This window comes from Paractinoplanes atraurantiacus, assembly GCF_900215205.1.
GTDB lineage: Bacteria > Actinomycetota > Actinomycetes > Mycobacteriales > Micromonosporaceae > Actinoplanes > Actinoplanes atraurantiacus.
This window is the reverse complement of sequence record NZ_OBDY01000051.1, coordinates 1-16,211: the sequence shown is the minus strand read 5'-3', so window position 1 is coordinate 16,211 and position 16,211 is coordinate 1. Positions and strand designations below refer to the sequence as shown.

Here is a 16,211-nt window from a genome sequence, read left to right as displayed (position 1 = left end):
GTCAAGGGCATGTCCGCCGCATCACCTTCCACCGCGCGTAAGCCCACTGCGCGGGAACGACTCCTTACCGCTGCCGACGAGCTGTTCTACGCCGAGGGCATCCACACGGTCGGCATCGACCGCGTCATCGAGCGGGCCGGCGTCGCCAAGGCGTCGCTCTACAGCACGTTCGGCAGCAAGGACGAGCTGGTCCGGGCCTACCTGGAGAACCGGCACGAGATTCGCCGCACCCGACTGCTCAAGGGCTTGGAGAGGTACGAGAACCCGCGCGACCGGGTGCTCGGCGTCTTCGAGGTGCTCGACGAGCGGGCCGGCACCCCCGGCTTCCGCGGCTGCGCCTTCTACAACGCCAGCGCCGAGGGCACTCCCGGCGGCCCGGCCCAGGAGGTCGCCGACTCCACCCGAGCCTGGATGCGAGGCCTCTTCGTCGAGCTGGCCCGCGACGCCGGCGTCAAAGACCCGGCCGCCTTCGCCGCCCAGATGGTCATCCTCTACGACGGCGCCTCGGTCGGCGCCAAGATGGACCGCCCGCCCATGGCCCCGAAGGTAGCCCGCGACATGGCCGAGATCCTCCTCGACGCCGCGACCGCCTGATCCGCCGCCTTGCGGAAAGGTCACGCCGGAACCGCTGAACCAGCGATCCCGGCGTGACCTTTCACCCGACTTTTCGGAGTTATCCGGCAGGGCTGGCGGGGGTGGTCGAGACGCCCCCGGCAGCCGAGTTCGAGGCGGTCGGGTCGGCGCCGAGGGGCTCCGCGACGACTGTCGCCGGGTTGAGCAGCTCGGCGTCGGTGAACTCGGCCTGCACCTCGGCCTCGTGGGCGACGAAAGCGCCCTCGGGGGTCTCCACCGCCGCGACCACTGCCGGCTTGCTGCGGAGCAATGAGGCCAGGGCTCCTACCACCGACATGGCGATGGCCAGCCAGAAGACGATGACCAGGCCGTCGTGGAACGGGCCCGAGATGAGCTGCGGGAAGAAGTCCAGGCCGGTCAGACGGTCGGCGTTCGAGGGCGGCAGCGAGTCCAGCGTTTGCTGCCCCAGCAGCTCGCCGATCGGGTTGTAGCCCAGGAACGCCGCGAACAGCGTGCCCACCGGCGGCGTCGCGGCGACCTGGGCCGCCGTGTCCGCCGGGACCCCCTGTGCCGTCAGGCCGCTGCTCAGCGTGCTCGGCAGGGACGACGCCAGGCCCGCCACCATCAGCGAGAAGAAGACGCCGATCGAGAGCACCTGGCCCGCGTTCTGGAAGGTCGCCCGCATGCCTGAGGCCGCGCCTCGCATGTTCGCCGGGACGCTCGACATGACCAGTGACGTGTTCGGCGCCGCGAACAGGCCGCCGCCCAGGCCGTTGATGAAGATCAGCAGGGCGAAGACCACGTAGTTGAAGTTGCTCGGCAACAGCAGCAGACCGCCGAAGGACACCGCCATCACCAGCAGCCCACCGGTGGCGAACGGCCGGGGGCCGAACCGGTCCGACAGCGTGCCGGCCAGCGGCCCGGCCGCCAGGAAGCCGATCGTCAGCGGCACCAGGTAGATGCCGGCCCACAGCGGGGTGGACTCGTAGTCGTACCCGTGCTGCGGCAGCCAGATGCCCTGCAACCAGATGATCAGCATGAACTGGAGGCCGCCGCGGGCGATGCTGGCCAGAAGGTTGGCCAGGTTGCCGCTGAGGAACGACAGGTTCTTGAACAGCCCGAGCGGGAACATCGGCTCGGCCACTCTGGTCTCGATCAGCCCGAACGCCACGAGCACGATCGCGCCGCCGATCAAGCCGGTCAGCACCCACGGATTGGTCCAGCCCATCGTGTGCCCGCCGTACGGCTGGATCCCGTACGTGATCGCGGCCAGCACCGCCGTGAGGCCGATCGCGAAGGTCGCGTTGCCCCACCAGTCGATCTTCGCCTTGCGGCGGACGCCCGTGTCGTGCAGCGAGCGGTACGCCCAGACCGTGCCGAGCACGCCCAGCGGGATGTTGACCCAGAACACCGAGCGCCAGTCCCACTCGGCCAGCACGCCGCCCGCGACCAGGCCGATGAACGAGCCGGCCAGCGCCGAGACGATGTTGACGCCGAGGGCCATGCCGCGCTGCTTGGCCGGGAAGGCGTCGGTGATGATCGCGGCCGAGTTGGCCATCAGCATGGCGCCGCCGATCGCCTGGACCACGCGCCAGCCGATCAGCCAGAGCGCGCCACCGCCGCCGCCGAACGGGTCGAGCGACAGGATGATCGAGGTGACGGTGAAGATGGCGAAGCCGGCGTTGTAGATCCGCACCCGCCCGTACATGTCGCCGAGCCGGCCCAGCGTGACCACGAGGACCGCGGTGACCAGCATGTAGCCGATCAGCATCCACAGCAGGTAGCTGACGTTGTTGGGCTCGAGCGGGTTGATGTCGATGCCCTTGAAGATCGCCGGCAGCGAGATCAGCACGATCGACGAGTTGATCGTCGCCAGCAGGGTTCCGAGCGTGGTGTTCGAGAGCGCGACCCACTTGTAGCGCGGATGGTCCGAGGTCAGCATCACGAGAAAATTTATATCACTGCCTTATGAACTGAGCGCCCGGTGAGTGATCTAGAACGCAAAGCACGATTCGCCCGTACGTGCCGTGTCGTCCAACCGGCCGTAACGCGTCCGGAATGTCACCATGCAGGTATGGGTGAGCAGACTCTCTGCACGGCTCGCGACTCCTGGCTGCACCCCCACCTGGGCGCTACCACGACCGGCGGCCCGGCCCCGCGCGAATACGTCGTCGCCCTGCGCCACGTGGCGCTGACGCTCGACGCCGACCCGCGCTGGCGCTCCTGGTGGAGGCAGTCCGGCCTGTCCGCGTGCGAGCTCGGCATCGTCGCCGAGGGCCCGCTCGACCACCCGCGCCCCAGCGCCGACATCCGCCGCTTCGACGACCGCCTCCAGGCCAACTTCACCTGCGCGCTGCCCGCCCGCGCCCCCGTGGAGGACACGTCCGAGCAGGCCACCCGCACCGCGGCCGGCGAGATCCGGGCCATGTTCGAGGTGATCCGCCAGGCCCTCACCATGCCGGCCCTGCCGCCGACCCCGCCGGTCCCCGACCTGCCGTCCGACGCCGCCGACGTCCCGGTCACCACCAGGCACCTGCCCGAGGCCGTCGGCGACGACCCCGACCACATCACCCTCGCCCAGATCGAGGAGTTCTTCAGTTCGTGAAGGTGTAGTACCGGTAGGCGCCGTAGGTCGTGTAGTTCACGGTGTCACCGGAGGCGCCGTTCAGATAGACCGCCCGCACGCGGTAGCGCAGCCCTGTCGAGTGGGCGCCGGTGAGCGTGTAGGACGCCTTGCCCGCGCTGGTCAGCGGCACGTCGACCGTCCGCGACGCCGTCCACTTGCCCTTCCACAGCACCTCGAACTGCAGCCGCTCCTTGCGCTTCGGATACGGCGTCATGACCGTGGTGAACACCGGGTGGACCGTCTTGCGGTAGTAGGCGGTCGGCACCCCACCGAGGGTGGCCGTCTTGTACTGCTTCGCGTTGGCCAACGACACCGCGACCCGGGTGTACAGCATCTGCACCGGGCTCGACACCGGCGCGTAGCGGGTGTCCCCGGCGAACTTGGCCACCACTCCGGTATTGCGGGTCAGCTTCACCGCGGCGGTGAGATTCCCGTTGGCGTCGACCTTGGTGTTGCGCAGCAGCTTCGCCGGCTCGGCACCGGCCGGATCGGCCCAGATGGCGATCATCCGGTTGCTGTAGGTCGGCCCGAGGCGCGCGGTGACGGTGGCTGTCGAGCCGTACGCGGCGACCGTCCCACCCTTGAGGGTGAGCACCGGGGTGTTGCGAACGACGTTGACCGACACTTTGGCGACGGCCGGCTCGGCGCGGCCGACTCCCGGGAACCGGACCGTGTAGGTCACCGTTCCGCCGGCCGGCGGCGAGTCGGAGAACGAGAAGGTGAAGTCGCCCGAGTTCCCGAAGACTCGGGGCAGGGCTTTACCGGACGGCGATTCCGCGTCGGTACGGGTCACGTCGAAGTACGGCACCTGGACCGGCAGCGGAGCCGACGGGATGATGCGACCGGAGATCGTGATCTGAGCGCCCCGCGCGACCGGAGTCGTGGGCCCGGCCAGGGAGATCGTCGAGAAGACGGGCTCGTTGAGCACGTTCAGTGCGTACTCGCCGCCCATCTGGCCGAGCGCGAACAGCCGCTTGCCTCCGGGCTCCCACAAGAGCCGCCGCACGGCCTGGCCCTCGAGGTTGTCGCGGTCCGCGGCCGCCTCGGAGCCGGCCGCGAAGGTCACGACGTCATCGCCGTCGTAACCGAGCGCGACCCGGCCGTCGCCCGGGTCGATCCCGACGGCCGCGCCGCCGCAGTAGGCGCCGTACGCCTGGGCGCGCTGCGCCGGATTCGCCGTGTCGGCCACGAACGCCCCGCAGGACCCGTCGACCCCGTAGATCTTGCTGCCGTCCGGGGAGAGAGCGGCGTCGAGGACGATGCCCGGCGCCTCCCGCGTGGCCGCGGTCTCCACCGGAGTGTCGCCGGAGACGTCGTAGACCCAGGTGTTGCCGTGGCTGGTGGCGTCGCTCGACACGTCCACCACGACCAGCTTGTCCGGAGCGCCCGGCGCGGTGAGAAGCCGGGGCGCTCCGTGACCACGGCTGTCCGGGGACGGGAAGAAATACGGCTTGATGGCGCCGGTGGTGAGGTCCACGGCGCCGAAGACACCTCCGGTCGTCACCGAGGGATCTTTGTCCCATCCGAAGTAGAGCTTGTCACCAGCGATCGCCAAGGTCCTGGGGAAGGCGACATCCGACAGCGCGTAACGGGAGCTCTCGATCATCGTCGCGGCGTCGTAGACGACGATCGCGTGCGCGTCGGCCACCGCCGCGTAGATCTTCTTTCCGTCGCCGGAGAGCGCCAGCCCGCCGATGCCGGGCAGCCCGGTCCACTGGAACCCGGAGAAGGTCTCGTAGTTCCGGACGACGAGGGTTCCGCTCTTCCCGTCGCTGATGAGAATGCGCCGATGCGCGGCGTCGACCAACACGTCACTGACCGCGGAGATCTCCAACGGTTGCCCGGTGGTGGCGGCCGCGGGAGCGGCTCCGGCGACGAGGGTCGTGGCGGCCAGGGCAACCGCGGTGAGGGCAGCACGAAGCATCAGTGGAACTCCCCATGAGACCCGCGCTCGGCACGACAGCGGCGCGGCCGCGTCAGCGTACGGCAAAGATCAACGAGGGTCGAGACCTAATAGGTCAGCGCTACGAGGTCGCGGAGCTGGGCCAGGGCGTCGCGCTTGGCCGGCGAGTCGGGGAGCTCCTGCTGCGCCGCGGCGACCAGGCCCGAGCGCAGCAGGGCGTAGATCTCGCGCTGACCCTCCTCGGGGAGGTCGGGGATCCAGAGGCTGCCGAGATTCTCCGTGACCACCATACGGAGCCAGTCGGCCGTCTTCGGGTCGCCGATCCTCGGAATGAGGAACTCCAGCGTCCACTCGAAGAGACCGCCCGTCGACTGCCAGTCCGAGCCCGGCCGGACCATGATGAGAGCCGCCATTGCCGCCGCCCCAGGATGAAGACACGCGGAGCCAGTCGGCGCTCCGCGACGAACCGTTCTATGCGGGCCACCTGTTCCGGGGTGAAGCGTGAGACGTCCACCGGTACGAGGTCGGCCTTCTTCAGGTGCAGCACGATCTGCAGCGAGAATCGCGCCCATTGCTGGTCGAACCTGTGGGCCGCGAACGGTCCCACGGCGTCGTAGGAGAGCCCGTCCTGGTCGATCCAGTCGGCCCGGCAGCCGGGCCGGGCCCGGGTGAGCCGTACGCCGAGCTCGGTCTCGATCCGCAGGGCGGTCTCCGATTCGTTGGGCCGGTATCGGCCGGTGGCAGGGTCCATTCCCAGCGCACGGATCCGTCGCAACTCTCGCAGCGGACCCGGCGCGCTCATCAGCGGTTCACCCGCTCCGGCCGGTGGGCACCGGGTTCGGCATGCGGGCGCTGCTGGGGCAGCCGGGGCGGGGTCACCACGACGGGCACGCCACTCTGCCCTATTCCCGCGTATATGACGGGATGGAGGCGCCGGAGCAGGAGGGCGTGCAGCACGCCGAGGAGCGCCACCCCGCCGATCGCCGCCGGAACGATCCAGGACGGCGTCCCGAGCAGCCGGACGTCGCCCAGGGCCAGATAGCCGATCACCCCGAGGGCCACCGTCGCGAGCACCGGCGCCACGAACCGGCTCCACGCGCCCTCGCCGTTCGGCACGCGGTTGAGATGCAGCAGCGCCGCCAGCGAGGTCGCGATCAGCAGCACCAGCACGCCGAGCCCGCCCGCGACGATCAGGCGACGACCCAAAAGATCAACTTCTGAGATTCCGATGGCGTACGCGGCCAGGAGCGCGACACCCGCGATCAGCGACTGCGTGAGAGACGCGTTGCGCGGGGCCCAGGTGCGCGGCGACGTCCGGCTCAACCCAGCCGGCAGCACGCGCTCCCGCCCGAGCGCGAACAGATAGCGCGCGATCGTGTGGTGCAGCGCCAGCATCGCCGCCACCAGACCGGTGAGCAGCATCAGCCGGCCGAGCGTGACCGCCCACGGCGCCAGCCGCGCCGCGGCCAGGTCGAAGAGCAGCTCCGGCCCGCGGGCCCGGGCCAGCTCGGCGATCCGGCCGGGCCCGGCCGCCGTGGACAGCGACCACGACGCGCCCGCGAGCAGCACGGCCACCACGACCACGGTCAGATAGGCGCTCCGCCCGGGGTCGCGCCGGGGCCGGATCGCCTCCTCCGCGTACGCCCCCGAGGTCTCGAAGCCGGCGAAGGCCAGCACCGCCACCACGAGCAGGAGCCCGAGCACCGGCATGTCCACCTCGGACGGCCGGATCGAGGCGACGGTGACCTCACCCCCGGCCGGGTCGATCACGTTGGCGGCGGCGAATCCCACGATCACGACGCCCTCGACGAGCACCATGAGCGCGATCAGCCCGCTGCTCACCTCGACCCGCACCGGGCCGCACACGGTCACCAGGAGCCAGCAGCCGGCCGCCACCATCCACCACTGCGCCCCGACGTCGAACCAGCTGCGCAACAGGGGCGCCGCCGCGGCGCCGGCCAGTCCGTAGAGACCGAGCTGGATGACCTGGTACGACGTGAGGGCCAGCCACGCGGCGCCGACACCGCCCGGCCGGCCGAGGCCCTTGGCGACGTACGTGTACATCGCGCCGCCGAACGGCGCCCGGTGACCCATGGCCGCGTAGCCGGCGATGAACAGGATCAGGACGGCGCCGGCGGCCAGGAAGCCGAGCGGGACGAGCGGCCCGCCCCCGGCGGCGTAGGAGGTGGGCACGACGTGGATCAGGACGGCGATCGGCGCGGTCGCGGCGAGCGCGAAGTAGGCGATGGCGGCCGCGCCGATGCGACCGGGTGCGAGGGTCTGCGGTAACTCCTCGGGCGTACCCACGGACCTATTTGATCCTGAAGTCCCCCGCTTGACAACTAGCCGTAGCGGTTCACTCACCAACCGTGGACAAGGTTGGCACGAACCATCTCTGACCTACGGTTCAATGAGGATTTTGCGCCCCACGCCCGCCCGAAACTGGTCCAAAGCGGCGGCGTACGCGTCGAGCGGGAACCGGTGACTCACGAAGATCGACGGATCGAGGACCCCCGCCGCGAGCATCTGGCCGGCCCGGTCGAAGCTGTGCAGCACGGCCATCGACCCGGTGATGGTGATCTCCCGCCGGTAGATCTCGTACGGCTCGATCGCCACCCGCGCGTCGTAGGCCGCCACCCCGAACTGCAGGAAGGTGCCCCCGCGCCCGACCCGGCCCAGACCGTCGGTGATGGCCGCGGCCACGCCCGTACAGTCGATGACCACGTCGAACCCGCGCGGCGCGTCGATCTCCTCGGCCGAGGTGACGGCGGCCGAGCAGCCGAGCCGTTTCGCCGTCTCCAGACGGGCCGGATTGAGATCCACCATGGACACCGACGCGGCGCCGGCCCGCCTGGCCAGCTCGAGCATCATCAGCCCCATCGTCCCGGAGCCGTAGATGAGGTACGAGCTCGCCATCGCCCGGGGCAGCACGTCGAAGCCGCGCAGCGCGCAGGACAGCGGCTCGATCAGCGCCGCGTCCCGCGCGTCGACGTGGTCGGGCAGCCTGAACAGGTTGGCCATCGGCGCGGCCACGTACTCGGCGGCGCCGCCGCTGACCGTCACCCCGATCGCGCCCCAGTTCTCGCACTGGTTCCCCCGCGCCCGCTTGCAGTGATAGCAGTGCCCGCAGTACAGCGACGGGTCGACGGCCACCCGGTCACCGACGGCGTAGCCGGTGACCTCGGCGCCGGCCGCGACGATCTCACCGGCGAACTCGTGACCGGGGACGATCGGGAAGGCGGGCGCGAACTCACCGTCCATGATGTGCAGATCGGTGCCGCAGATGCCCACCGCGGCCGGCTTCACCACCACCTCGGTGGGTCCCGGAGTGGGATCCGGGACCTGCTCGACCGAGATCGTCCCGGGGGTGAGGACGACGGCTGCTTTCACTTGACGGCTCCCATCGACAGGCCACGGACCAACTTGTTCTGCGCCAGCCAGCCGGCCACCAGCACCGGCAGCGAGACCAGCGTCGCCGCGGCGCAGAGCCGGGCCAGGAACAGGCCTTCGGAGGAGATGAACCCGACCAGGAAGATCGGCGCGGTGCCGGCGTTGGTCGCGGTCAGGTTCACCGCCAGGAAGAACTCGTTCCAGGCGAAGATGAAGCAGATCAGCGCCGTCGCCGCCAGGCCGGGCGAGACGATCGGCAGGATGATCCGCCGGATGGAGGTGAGCAGCCCGGCGCCGTCCACCTCGCCGGCCTCCAGCACCTCGCGCGGCACCTCCAGCAGGAACGACCGCATCATCCAGACCGCGAGCGGCAGGTTCATCGAGGTGTAGAGGACGACCATGGTCCAGATGTTGTCCAGCATGCCGAGGTGCTTGACCAGCAGGTAGAGCGGCAGCAGCGCGGCCACGGCGGGCATCATCTTGGTGCTGATGAAGAAGAACAGCGTGTCCGTCCATTTTGCGACGGGACGCAGCGAAAGGGCATAGGCGGCCGGTGTCGCCAGCGCGACCACGAGCAGCGTCGAGAAGACGCTGGCCATCAGCGAGTTGAGCAGGAACGGCGTGATGTTGCGGTCGAAGACCTGTGCGTACTGGTCCAGGGTCGGCGTGAAGAACCAGCTGGGCGGGTTGCTGGCCGCGTCCTGCTCCTGCTTGAAGCTGGTCAGCACCATCCAGATGACCGGGAAGACGAAGACAAGTCCCGCGATCCAGGCCACCACACCCCACAATCGCTTCACCGGTGCTCCTCCATCTTGAAGAGGCCGCTGATGACCCTCAGGGCGAAGGTCGCCACGATGATCGTCAGGATCACCACGATCACGCCGGCCGCCGACGCCTCGCCGTACTCGAACTTGCGGAAGGTCGTCAGATAGATCTCGTACGGCAGGTTGGTCGTGGCCGTGCCCGGGCCGCCCTGGGTGATGCTGAAGATCGCGTCGAACGTGTTGACCAGGTAGATCGAGCCGAGCAGCGCGCCCAGCTCCAGGTACTGCCGCAGGTGCGGCAACGTCATCCGGCGGAAGATCTGCCACGCGTTGGCCCCGTCGACGCGGGCCGCCTCGACCACCTCGTGCGACTGCGACTGGAGGCCGGCCAGCAGGATCAGCATCATGAAGGGCGTCCACTGCCAGACCAGGGTGGCGATGACCGCGCCCTTCGGATACGACGAGATCCAGTCGGTCGAGCCACCGAAGATGCCGTTGATCAGGCCGTACGCAGGATTGAAGATCGCGTGTTTCCACAGCAGCGCCGCCGCGATCGGCATCACGAGGAACGGCGTGATCAGCAACGTGCGTACCACCGAACGCCCGAGGAACTTGCGATCGAGGAGCAGGGCCAGCAGCAGGCCCAGGATCATCGAGAAGATGACCGCGCCCGCCGTGAGCAGCACGGTGTTGACCAGCGCCGACCGCAGCCGGGTGTCGGTCAGCACGGTGACGTAGTTGTCCAGCCCTACGAACGGCTTGTCGCCGGGGCGCAGCGCGTTCCAGCTCAGCGTGGAGAGATAGAGCGTGTAGAGGAACGGGATCTGCGTGATGACCAGCGCGAAGATCAGTGCGGGCAGCAGCGGCGCCCGGCGTGCCCAGCGGTCTTTGGCTCCGCCCCTGGTGGGCCGGACGGGCGGCTGGGTCCGCTCGTCCGGCCGGGCGACCACGGTGGTCACTACTTGTACTTCTTTGCCACGTCTTCGGCCTGCTTCTGCCCGTCGGCGAGAGCCTTGTCGACCGTGTTGCTGCCGGCGATGGCCGCGCTGACCTCCTGCGACACCTTGGTGCCGAGGTCGGCGAACTCGGGGATGCCGACGAACTGCACACCGAGCGCGGGCCGGGGCTGCAGGCCCGGGTTGGTCGGGTCGGCGTGCTCGATCGAGCCGAGCGTGATGTCGGCGAACGCCTTGGCCGACTCCTTGTATTCCGGGATCGAGTAGGTCGAGGTGCGCTTGCCGGACGGGACCCGCGACCAGCCGAGCTTCTCGCCGACCAGCTTCTCGTAGTCCTTGCTGGTCGCCCACGAGATGAACTTCCAGGCGGCGTCGGCCTTCTTGGTGGTCTTGGGCATCGCCCACGCCCACGTCCAGAGCCAGCCCGAGTACTCGGTCTTGTTCACCGGGGCGTACACGTAACCGACCTTGCCCGCCACCTTGCTGGCCTTCGCGTCCTCCAGCGTGCCCGCCGCGGACGTCGCGTCGTACCACATCGCGGCCTTGCCCTGCCCGAAGGTGTTGAGGCACTCGGTGAATCCGGACTGCGGCGCGCCCGACTGGCCGTGCTTCTTCAGCAGGTCGACGTAGAACTGGGTGGCCTGGGTGAACTCCGGCGAGTTGACCTTCGGGGTCCAGTCCTTCTCGAACCAGGTGCCGCCGTAGGTGTTGACGACGGTGGTCAGCGGCGCGAACAGCTCGCCCCAGCCGGGCAGGCCGCGCAGGCAGATGCCGGCCACGCCCTTGCCCTTGTCGTCCAGCTTCGCGGCGAAGTCGGCGACCTGGGCCCACGTCGGGTGCTCGGGCATGGTCAGGCCCTTGGCCGCGAACAGCTCCTTGTTGTACATCAGGAACGACGACTCACCGTAGAACGGCGCCGCGTACATCTTGCCGTCCTCGCCGGTCAGCGAGTCGACCATCGGCTTGAGCAGGTCGGCCGAGTCGTACGCCGAGTCGGCCTGTGCCTGCGTCGACAGCTCGTGCAGCCAGCCGTTCTTGGCCCAGATCGGCACCTCGTAGGCGCCGACCGTGGCCACGTCGTACTGGCCGCCCTGGTTGGCGACGTCCTGGGTGACTTTGTCGCGGAGCTCGTTCTCCGGGAGGATCGTGAACTTCACGGTGATCCCGGTCTGCTTGGTGAAATTGTCGGCGGTCAGCTTCTGGATGTCCTCCATCTGCGGGTTGCCGACCATCAGGGCCGTGATGGTGTTGTCGGCGGAGTCGCCGCCGCTGGAACCAGTGGAGCCGGCGCCCGAGCAGCCGGCGGTGGCGAGAAGTAGGCATGCGGCGGCCAAGGCAAGTTTTCTGGGCATGGAGCATCCTCCGTTTTATTCGAAAACGGGACTCTTTAAACGCGGATTACCTGCGGTCCCATTCGGGAATAGCGGTTCGCCTCGGACGCCGGCAGACCGGTGTCCGTGACCAGTGACTCGAAATCGGATATCTCGGCGAAACGGCAGAACGTCCGTACGCCGAATTTGGTGTGTATGCCGACGAAGACCCGGCGGCGGGCGGCGGCCACGGCTCGCGCCTTCACGTCGGCCACGGCCGGGTCGGGGGTGGTCAGGCCGACCTCGCGGGAGATGCCGTTGGCCCCGACGAACGCCAGGTCGATGACGAAACCGGAGAGCATGCCGGCCGCCCAGTGGTCGACGGTGGCCAGCGTGCGGCCGCGCACCCGGCCGCCGAGCAGCAGAACCGTGGCCGGGGTGGAGCCGGCCAGCCAGGCCGCGGTGTTGAGCGAGGCGGTGACGACGGTGAGCGGCCGGTCGGTGGGCAGCGCCTCGGCGATCAGCTGCGGGGTGAAGCCCTCGTCGATGAAGATGGTCTCGGCGTCGCCGATCAGGCCGGCCGCGGCGGTCGCGATCCGCCTTTTCTCCGGCACCCCGCGAACGGTGCGCATCGCGAGATCGGTCTCGAATTTGGCGGTCTCCACCGGATAGGCGCCGCCGTGCGTACGGCGGATGAGACCGTGTTTCTCCAGCAGTCGCAGATCGCGGCGGATCGTCTCGGCGCTGACGGACAGCTCGGCGGCCAGTTTCGCGACCTCGACCTCGCCGTGCCGGCGGGCCAGGGCGACGATCTGGTGCTGCCGCTCATCGGCGTTCATGGCGATATTTGTAACACCGGAGAAACCTGTGGCCTGCCTCACAAAGTCATCGACTTCGTTGTTTGTTTGCCCGGTTGCCCTTTCCCGGCGGCGGTCTTAAAACGGCTCTAGGTCGGACTTTTTACGCGAAACGTCCGACCGTTTCGCCGGAAAACGTGACCACATGGTGCCCGCTCGTGTGTGCTCGGGCGTTCTCCTCATGTCCGGGCCGCCGCGGACGACATGAGTGCCGTGCTAGCGACGGAGCAACTGACAGAATTCCTGTCCGCGGTGGCGGACCGGCCCGCCGGTCCGGCCGCGCAATACGCTGCCGTCGAGTGCGCCGCCCGCGCGCTCGACGCCGACGTCGCGGTGCTGATGATCGACGACGGGGTGGTCGCCACCATCGGCCTCGCGGCCGACGAGGTGCCCGCGTACGCCCTGGCCGAGGTGGCCGCCGGCCGCCGGGAAACCCTCGAGCTCGGCGGTGGCCGCTACGCGGTCACCCACGTCCCGATCGGCGGGCCCGCGCCGGGCGTCCTGGTGCTCGGCCGGATCGGAGCCTCCTTCACCGCCGAGGAAATCTGCCTGCTGCGTGGCATGGCCCGCGTCCTCGAGCTCTGCCTCCAGTCGCTGTACGTCGTCGAGTCGGAGCGGCGTTACGCCGAGGAGAACGGCCGCCTGCTCGGCTATCTCGACCAGGGCCGCCGCGTCTTCTCCGAGCTCTCCGGGGTGCAGCGCGCCATCGGCCGCCGCCGGCCCCTGACCGACGTCTTCGACCTGGTCACGGCGGCGCTGCGGGACCTGCTGGGCGTCGAGATGGCCTCGATCAGCCTGATCGAGCGGGACGATCCGCACCTGGGCAGCACGGTGGCCGCCGTCGGGGTCAGCCCCGAGGTGCGCGCACAGGCCCAGCGGGTGCCGGTGGCCGCGGCCGGCGTCACCGGCCTGGCCATCCTCGGCGACGAGCTGGTCGCCGTGGCGGACTACGCCACGTCGCCCATAGCGCTGCCGGCCCTGACCGCGGTCAACCTGCAATCGGTCCTGTCCGTGCCCGTGCACGAGGGCGACCAGTCGGTCGGCGCGGTCACCGTGGGCACCTACAGCTCACGCCGCGACTGGGACAAGGCGACCCGGGACATCGTCACCGCGTTCGCCGAGCACGTGAGCCTGGCCCTGACCGACGCCCGCACCCAGGAGCAGATGAGCCGGGCCTACCTCGACTCGCTGACCGGCCTGGCCACCCGTGCCCTCTTCCAGACGCGGATGGAGGAGATGCTCGGCGCCCACGGCCTGGGCGGGGCCGTCCTGTTCGTCGACCTCGACCGCTTCAAGGTCGTCAACGACTCCCTCGGCCACGCCGCCGGCGACACCCTGCTGACCGGGGTCGCCGAGCGCCTCCAGGCCTGCCTGCGCGACGGCGACACGGCCGCCCGCCTCGGTGGCGACGAGTTCGCCGTGCTGCTGCCCGGCATCCACGGCACCGACGAGGCCGTTCCGGTGGCCGAGCGCATCCTCGACGCGCTGCGGCTCCCGTTCGACCTGGGCGCGGAGACGTTCGTCAGCTCCAGCATCGGCGTCGCCTTCAGCAAGCCCGGCGAACACGACGCGGCCGAGCTGATGGTCCACGCCGACCTGGCCATGTATCAGGCGAAGAAGCACGGCAAGGACCGCTACGAGGTCTTCGAGCCGGCCATGCGCGAGGCCTTCCAGGCCAACATCGAGCTCGAGGCCGACCTGCGCCGGGCCGTCCTGCGGCACGAGTTCCAGCTGCGCTACCAGCCCATCGTCCACCTGCACACCGGCGAGATCACCGGCGTCGAGGCCCTGATCCGCTGGCAGCACCCGGAGCGCGGCGTCATCCCGCCGATGGAGTTCATCCCGCTGGCCGAGGAGACCGGGATGATCGTCCCGATCGGCGAGTGGGTGCTGCGCGAGGCCACGTCCCGCGTGGCCGAGTGGAACCGCAAGCGCCTCGGCCCGCCGCTGTCGGTCAGCGTGAACATCTCGGCGGTGCAGCTCGACCAGACGGCCCTGCCCCAGGTGGTGCGGGACGCCCTGGACACGGCCGGCATGCAGCCCGACCGCCTGATCCTCGAACTGACCGAGTCGCTGCTGGTCGAGCACCGCCCGGCCACCCTGGACCGGCTCCACGAGATCAAGCGGATCGGCGTCCGCCTGGCCATCGACGACTTCGGCACGGGCTATTCGTCGCTGGCCTACCTGCGCCGCTTCCCGGTCGACATCATCAAGATCGACAAGTCCTTCGTGGACGACGTGGTCGACGAGCCGACGGCGGCCGCCCTGACCCACGGCATCATCCAGCTGGGCCGCGCCCTGCAACTGTCGACGATCGCCGAGGGCATCGAACACGCCAGCCAGCTCACGTCGCTGGCCGGCGGCGACTGCGAGCTGGGCCAGGGCTACTACTTCGCCGAGCCGCTGACCCACGGCGCCCTCGACGACCTGCTCTTCCCCACCGACGTCCCACCGAGCGAGTGCGAGTGACCTTTTAGGCCAGACTGCTGGTCATGCGCGAACAACCAGCGGACCTGACCGACTCGGACGTGGCCGGCGCGCTGGCCGCCGGCTGGGGCATCAACGCGCCGACCGTGCGGTACCTGCCGGTCGGCGCGGGCGGCCACCATTGGTCGGCCCCACCGTGGTTCGTCACGGTCACCGCATACTCCCCCGCCCTGGAGCAGGCTCTGGACACCGCGGCCCGCCTCGAGCTCGACTTCGTCGTGGCCGCGATCCGCACGCTCGACGGGACCATGGTTCACCGCCTGGGCGACGATCGCGCCGTAGCGGTCCATCCCTTCGTGAGCGGATCCACCGGCTCGTTCGGCCCCCATCCGGCGGCCGACCGCGAGTCCGTTCTCGACCTGCTGATCGCCCTGCACGAAGCGACGGTCCCCGCGCCTCGAACCGACCTTCGCCTTCCGGGCCGCGGCGCTCTGGAGTCCGCGCTGGCCGGCCTCGATCGCCCTTGGATCTCCGGCCCCTACGCCGAGCCGGCGCGCCGCCTCCTCGCTGAGCACGCCGCCGAGGTGACCGCACGGCTCGCACGCTTCGACACCCTGCGGGCCGCCCTGCCGCCCCCGGACTCCTGGGTCGTCACCCATGGCGAGCCCCACCCGGGCAACGTCCTCCGGACCCCGGCCGGCCCTCTGCTGATCGACTGGGACACCGTCCGGCTGGCCCCACCGGAGCGGGATCTCTGGATGCTCACCGAGGCCATGATCGACGCGCCACCTTCACCAGACATATCGCTCTTATCGCGATACGAGAAGGAGACCGGCCGCTCGGTCAGCTCGGCCGCCGTGGACTTTTACCGGAATATGTGGATTCTGATGGACATCGCGGCCTACACCGACGATCTCCGCCGTCCCCACACCGAGGGCGCCGACCTGGCCGCCGCCCTGGACTACCTGGCCGCCAACCTGCGCTCGGCCTGAACAGCAGCAGGCGGCCGCTCCGATCGGAGCGGCCGCCTGCTCAGGTCGTACATCAGGACTTGAAAGCGTCCTTGATGTTCTCGCCGGCCTGCTTGAGCTTGGAGCTCGACTGGTCGGCCTTGCCCTCGGCCTCGAGGCGCTCGTCGTCAGTGGCCTTGCCGACACCCTCCTTGACCTTGCCGCCCAGCTCTTCGGCCTTGTTGTCGATCTTGTCGTCGGTACCCATGGTTACCTCCGGGGGTCGTCTGCCTACACGGTCCGAAGTACCCGCGTGCGGCTCGGCCAATCCCTTTCGACGACCTCGCCGAAGTCGGCCGCCGGCATCGGCCGCGCGAACAGGAAGCCCTGCGCCGCCCGATACCCGAGTTCACGCAGCCGATCCGCCTGGTCGCGCGTCTCCACCCCCTCGGCCA

Annotated in this window: 14 protein-coding genes; 4 read left to right on the top strand and 10 right to left on the bottom strand. The window is 69.6% G+C overall.

Annotated elements, in window-relative coordinates:
* Positions 1 to 9: 9 nt before the first annotated feature.
* Positions 10 to 594, top strand: a complete 585-nt coding sequence (locus tag CRP55_RS49800; RefSeq protein ID WP_097329134.1) for a TetR/AcrR family transcriptional regulator — start codon at positions 10 to 12, stop codon at positions 592 to 594.
* A 79-nt stretch (positions 595 to 673) separates the two neighbouring features.
* Here CRP55_RS49800 and CRP55_RS49795 read toward each other — a convergent pair whose 3' ends face one another.
* Complete coding sequence (locus CRP55_RS49795) at positions 674 to 2,515, bottom strand: MFS transporter (protein WP_097329153.1); 1,842 nt, start codon at positions 2,513 to 2,515, stop codon at positions 674 to 676.
* 132 nt (positions 2,516 to 2,647) lie between these two features.
* On the opposite strand from CRP55_RS49795, the gene CRP55_RS49790 reads away from it, so the two are divergent.
* Entirely contained in the window at positions 2,648 to 3,178 is a 531-nt protein-coding gene (locus tag CRP55_RS49790; RefSeq protein WP_097329133.1) for a hypothetical protein, read from the top strand.
* On the opposite strand, the gene CRP55_RS49785 is transcribed toward CRP55_RS49790, so the two are convergent.
* The 8 genes from CRP55_RS49785 to CRP55_RS49750 all read right to left on the bottom strand — a co-directional run bounded on the left by CRP55_RS49785 (position 3,168) and on the right by CRP55_RS49750 (position 12,361).
* Entirely contained in the window at positions 3,168 to 5,123 is a 1,956-nt protein-coding gene (locus CRP55_RS49785) for a hypothetical protein (protein ID WP_097329132.1), read from the bottom strand. The two genes, CRP55_RS49790 and CRP55_RS49785, sit on opposite strands and share 11 nt — an antisense overlap.
* 86 nt (positions 5,124 to 5,209) lie before the next feature.
* Complete coding sequence (locus tag CRP55_RS49780; RefSeq protein WP_097329131.1) at positions 5,210 to 5,515, bottom strand: hypothetical protein; 306 nt, start codon at positions 5,513 to 5,515, stop codon at positions 5,210 to 5,212.
* A 388-nt stretch (positions 5,516 to 5,903) separates the two neighbouring features.
* Positions 5,904 to 7,409 (bottom strand): APC family permease, encoded by a 1,506-nt coding sequence (locus CRP55_RS55965; protein ID WP_097329130.1) that lies wholly within the window; start codon positions 7,407 to 7,409, stop codon positions 5,904 to 5,906.
* A 93-nt stretch (positions 7,410 to 7,502) separates the two neighbouring features.
* A complete protein-coding gene (locus CRP55_RS49770) occupies positions 7,503 to 8,492 on the bottom strand; it encodes a zinc-dependent alcohol dehydrogenase family protein (protein WP_097329129.1) in 990 nt (329 codons plus the stop codon).
* Entirely contained in the window at positions 8,489 to 9,289 is an 801-nt protein-coding gene (locus CRP55_RS49765; protein WP_097329128.1) for a carbohydrate ABC transporter permease, read from the bottom strand. The genes CRP55_RS49770 and CRP55_RS49765 overlap by 4 nt, the downstream gene beginning before the upstream one ends.
* Positions 9,286 to 10,215, bottom strand: coding sequence for a carbohydrate ABC transporter permease (locus CRP55_RS49760; protein WP_097329127.1), 930 nt, complete (start codon positions 10,213 to 10,215; stop codon positions 9,286 to 9,288). Before CRP55_RS49760 ends, CRP55_RS49765 begins: the two co-directional genes overlap by 4 nt.
* Positions 10,215 to 11,564, bottom strand: a complete 1,350-nt coding sequence (locus CRP55_RS49755) for an ABC transporter substrate-binding protein (RefSeq protein ID WP_097329126.1) — start codon at positions 11,562 to 11,564, stop codon at positions 10,215 to 10,217. Before CRP55_RS49755 ends, CRP55_RS49760 begins: the two co-directional genes overlap by 1 nt.
* Positions 11,565 to 11,599: 35 nt before the next feature.
* Positions 11,600 to 12,361, bottom strand: coding sequence for a DeoR/GlpR family DNA-binding transcription regulator (locus CRP55_RS49750; RefSeq protein ID WP_097329125.1), 762 nt, complete (start codon positions 12,359 to 12,361; stop codon positions 11,600 to 11,602).
* Positions 12,362 to 12,583: 222 nt separating this feature from the next.
* Here CRP55_RS49750 and CRP55_RS49745 point away from each other — a divergent pair, with 222 nt between their 5' ends.
* Both CRP55_RS49745 and CRP55_RS49740 read left to right on the top strand, forming a co-directional pair.
* A complete protein-coding gene (locus CRP55_RS49745; protein WP_097329124.1) occupies positions 12,584 to 14,848 on the top strand; it encodes a putative bifunctional diguanylate cyclase/phosphodiesterase in 2,265 nt (754 codons plus the stop codon).
* Positions 14,849 to 14,871: 23 nt separating this feature from the next.
* Positions 14,872 to 15,798 (top strand): phosphotransferase, encoded by a 927-nt coding sequence (locus CRP55_RS49740; protein ID WP_179855702.1) that lies wholly within the window; start codon positions 14,872 to 14,874, stop codon positions 15,796 to 15,798.
* Positions 15,799 to 15,850: 52 nt separating this feature from the next.
* On the opposite strand, the gene CRP55_RS49735 is transcribed toward CRP55_RS49740, so the two are convergent.
* Complete coding sequence (locus CRP55_RS49735; protein WP_097329123.1) at positions 15,851 to 16,024, bottom strand: CsbD family protein; 174 nt, start codon at positions 16,022 to 16,024, stop codon at positions 15,851 to 15,853.
* Between the last annotated feature and the right edge of the window lie 187 nt (positions 16,025 to 16,211).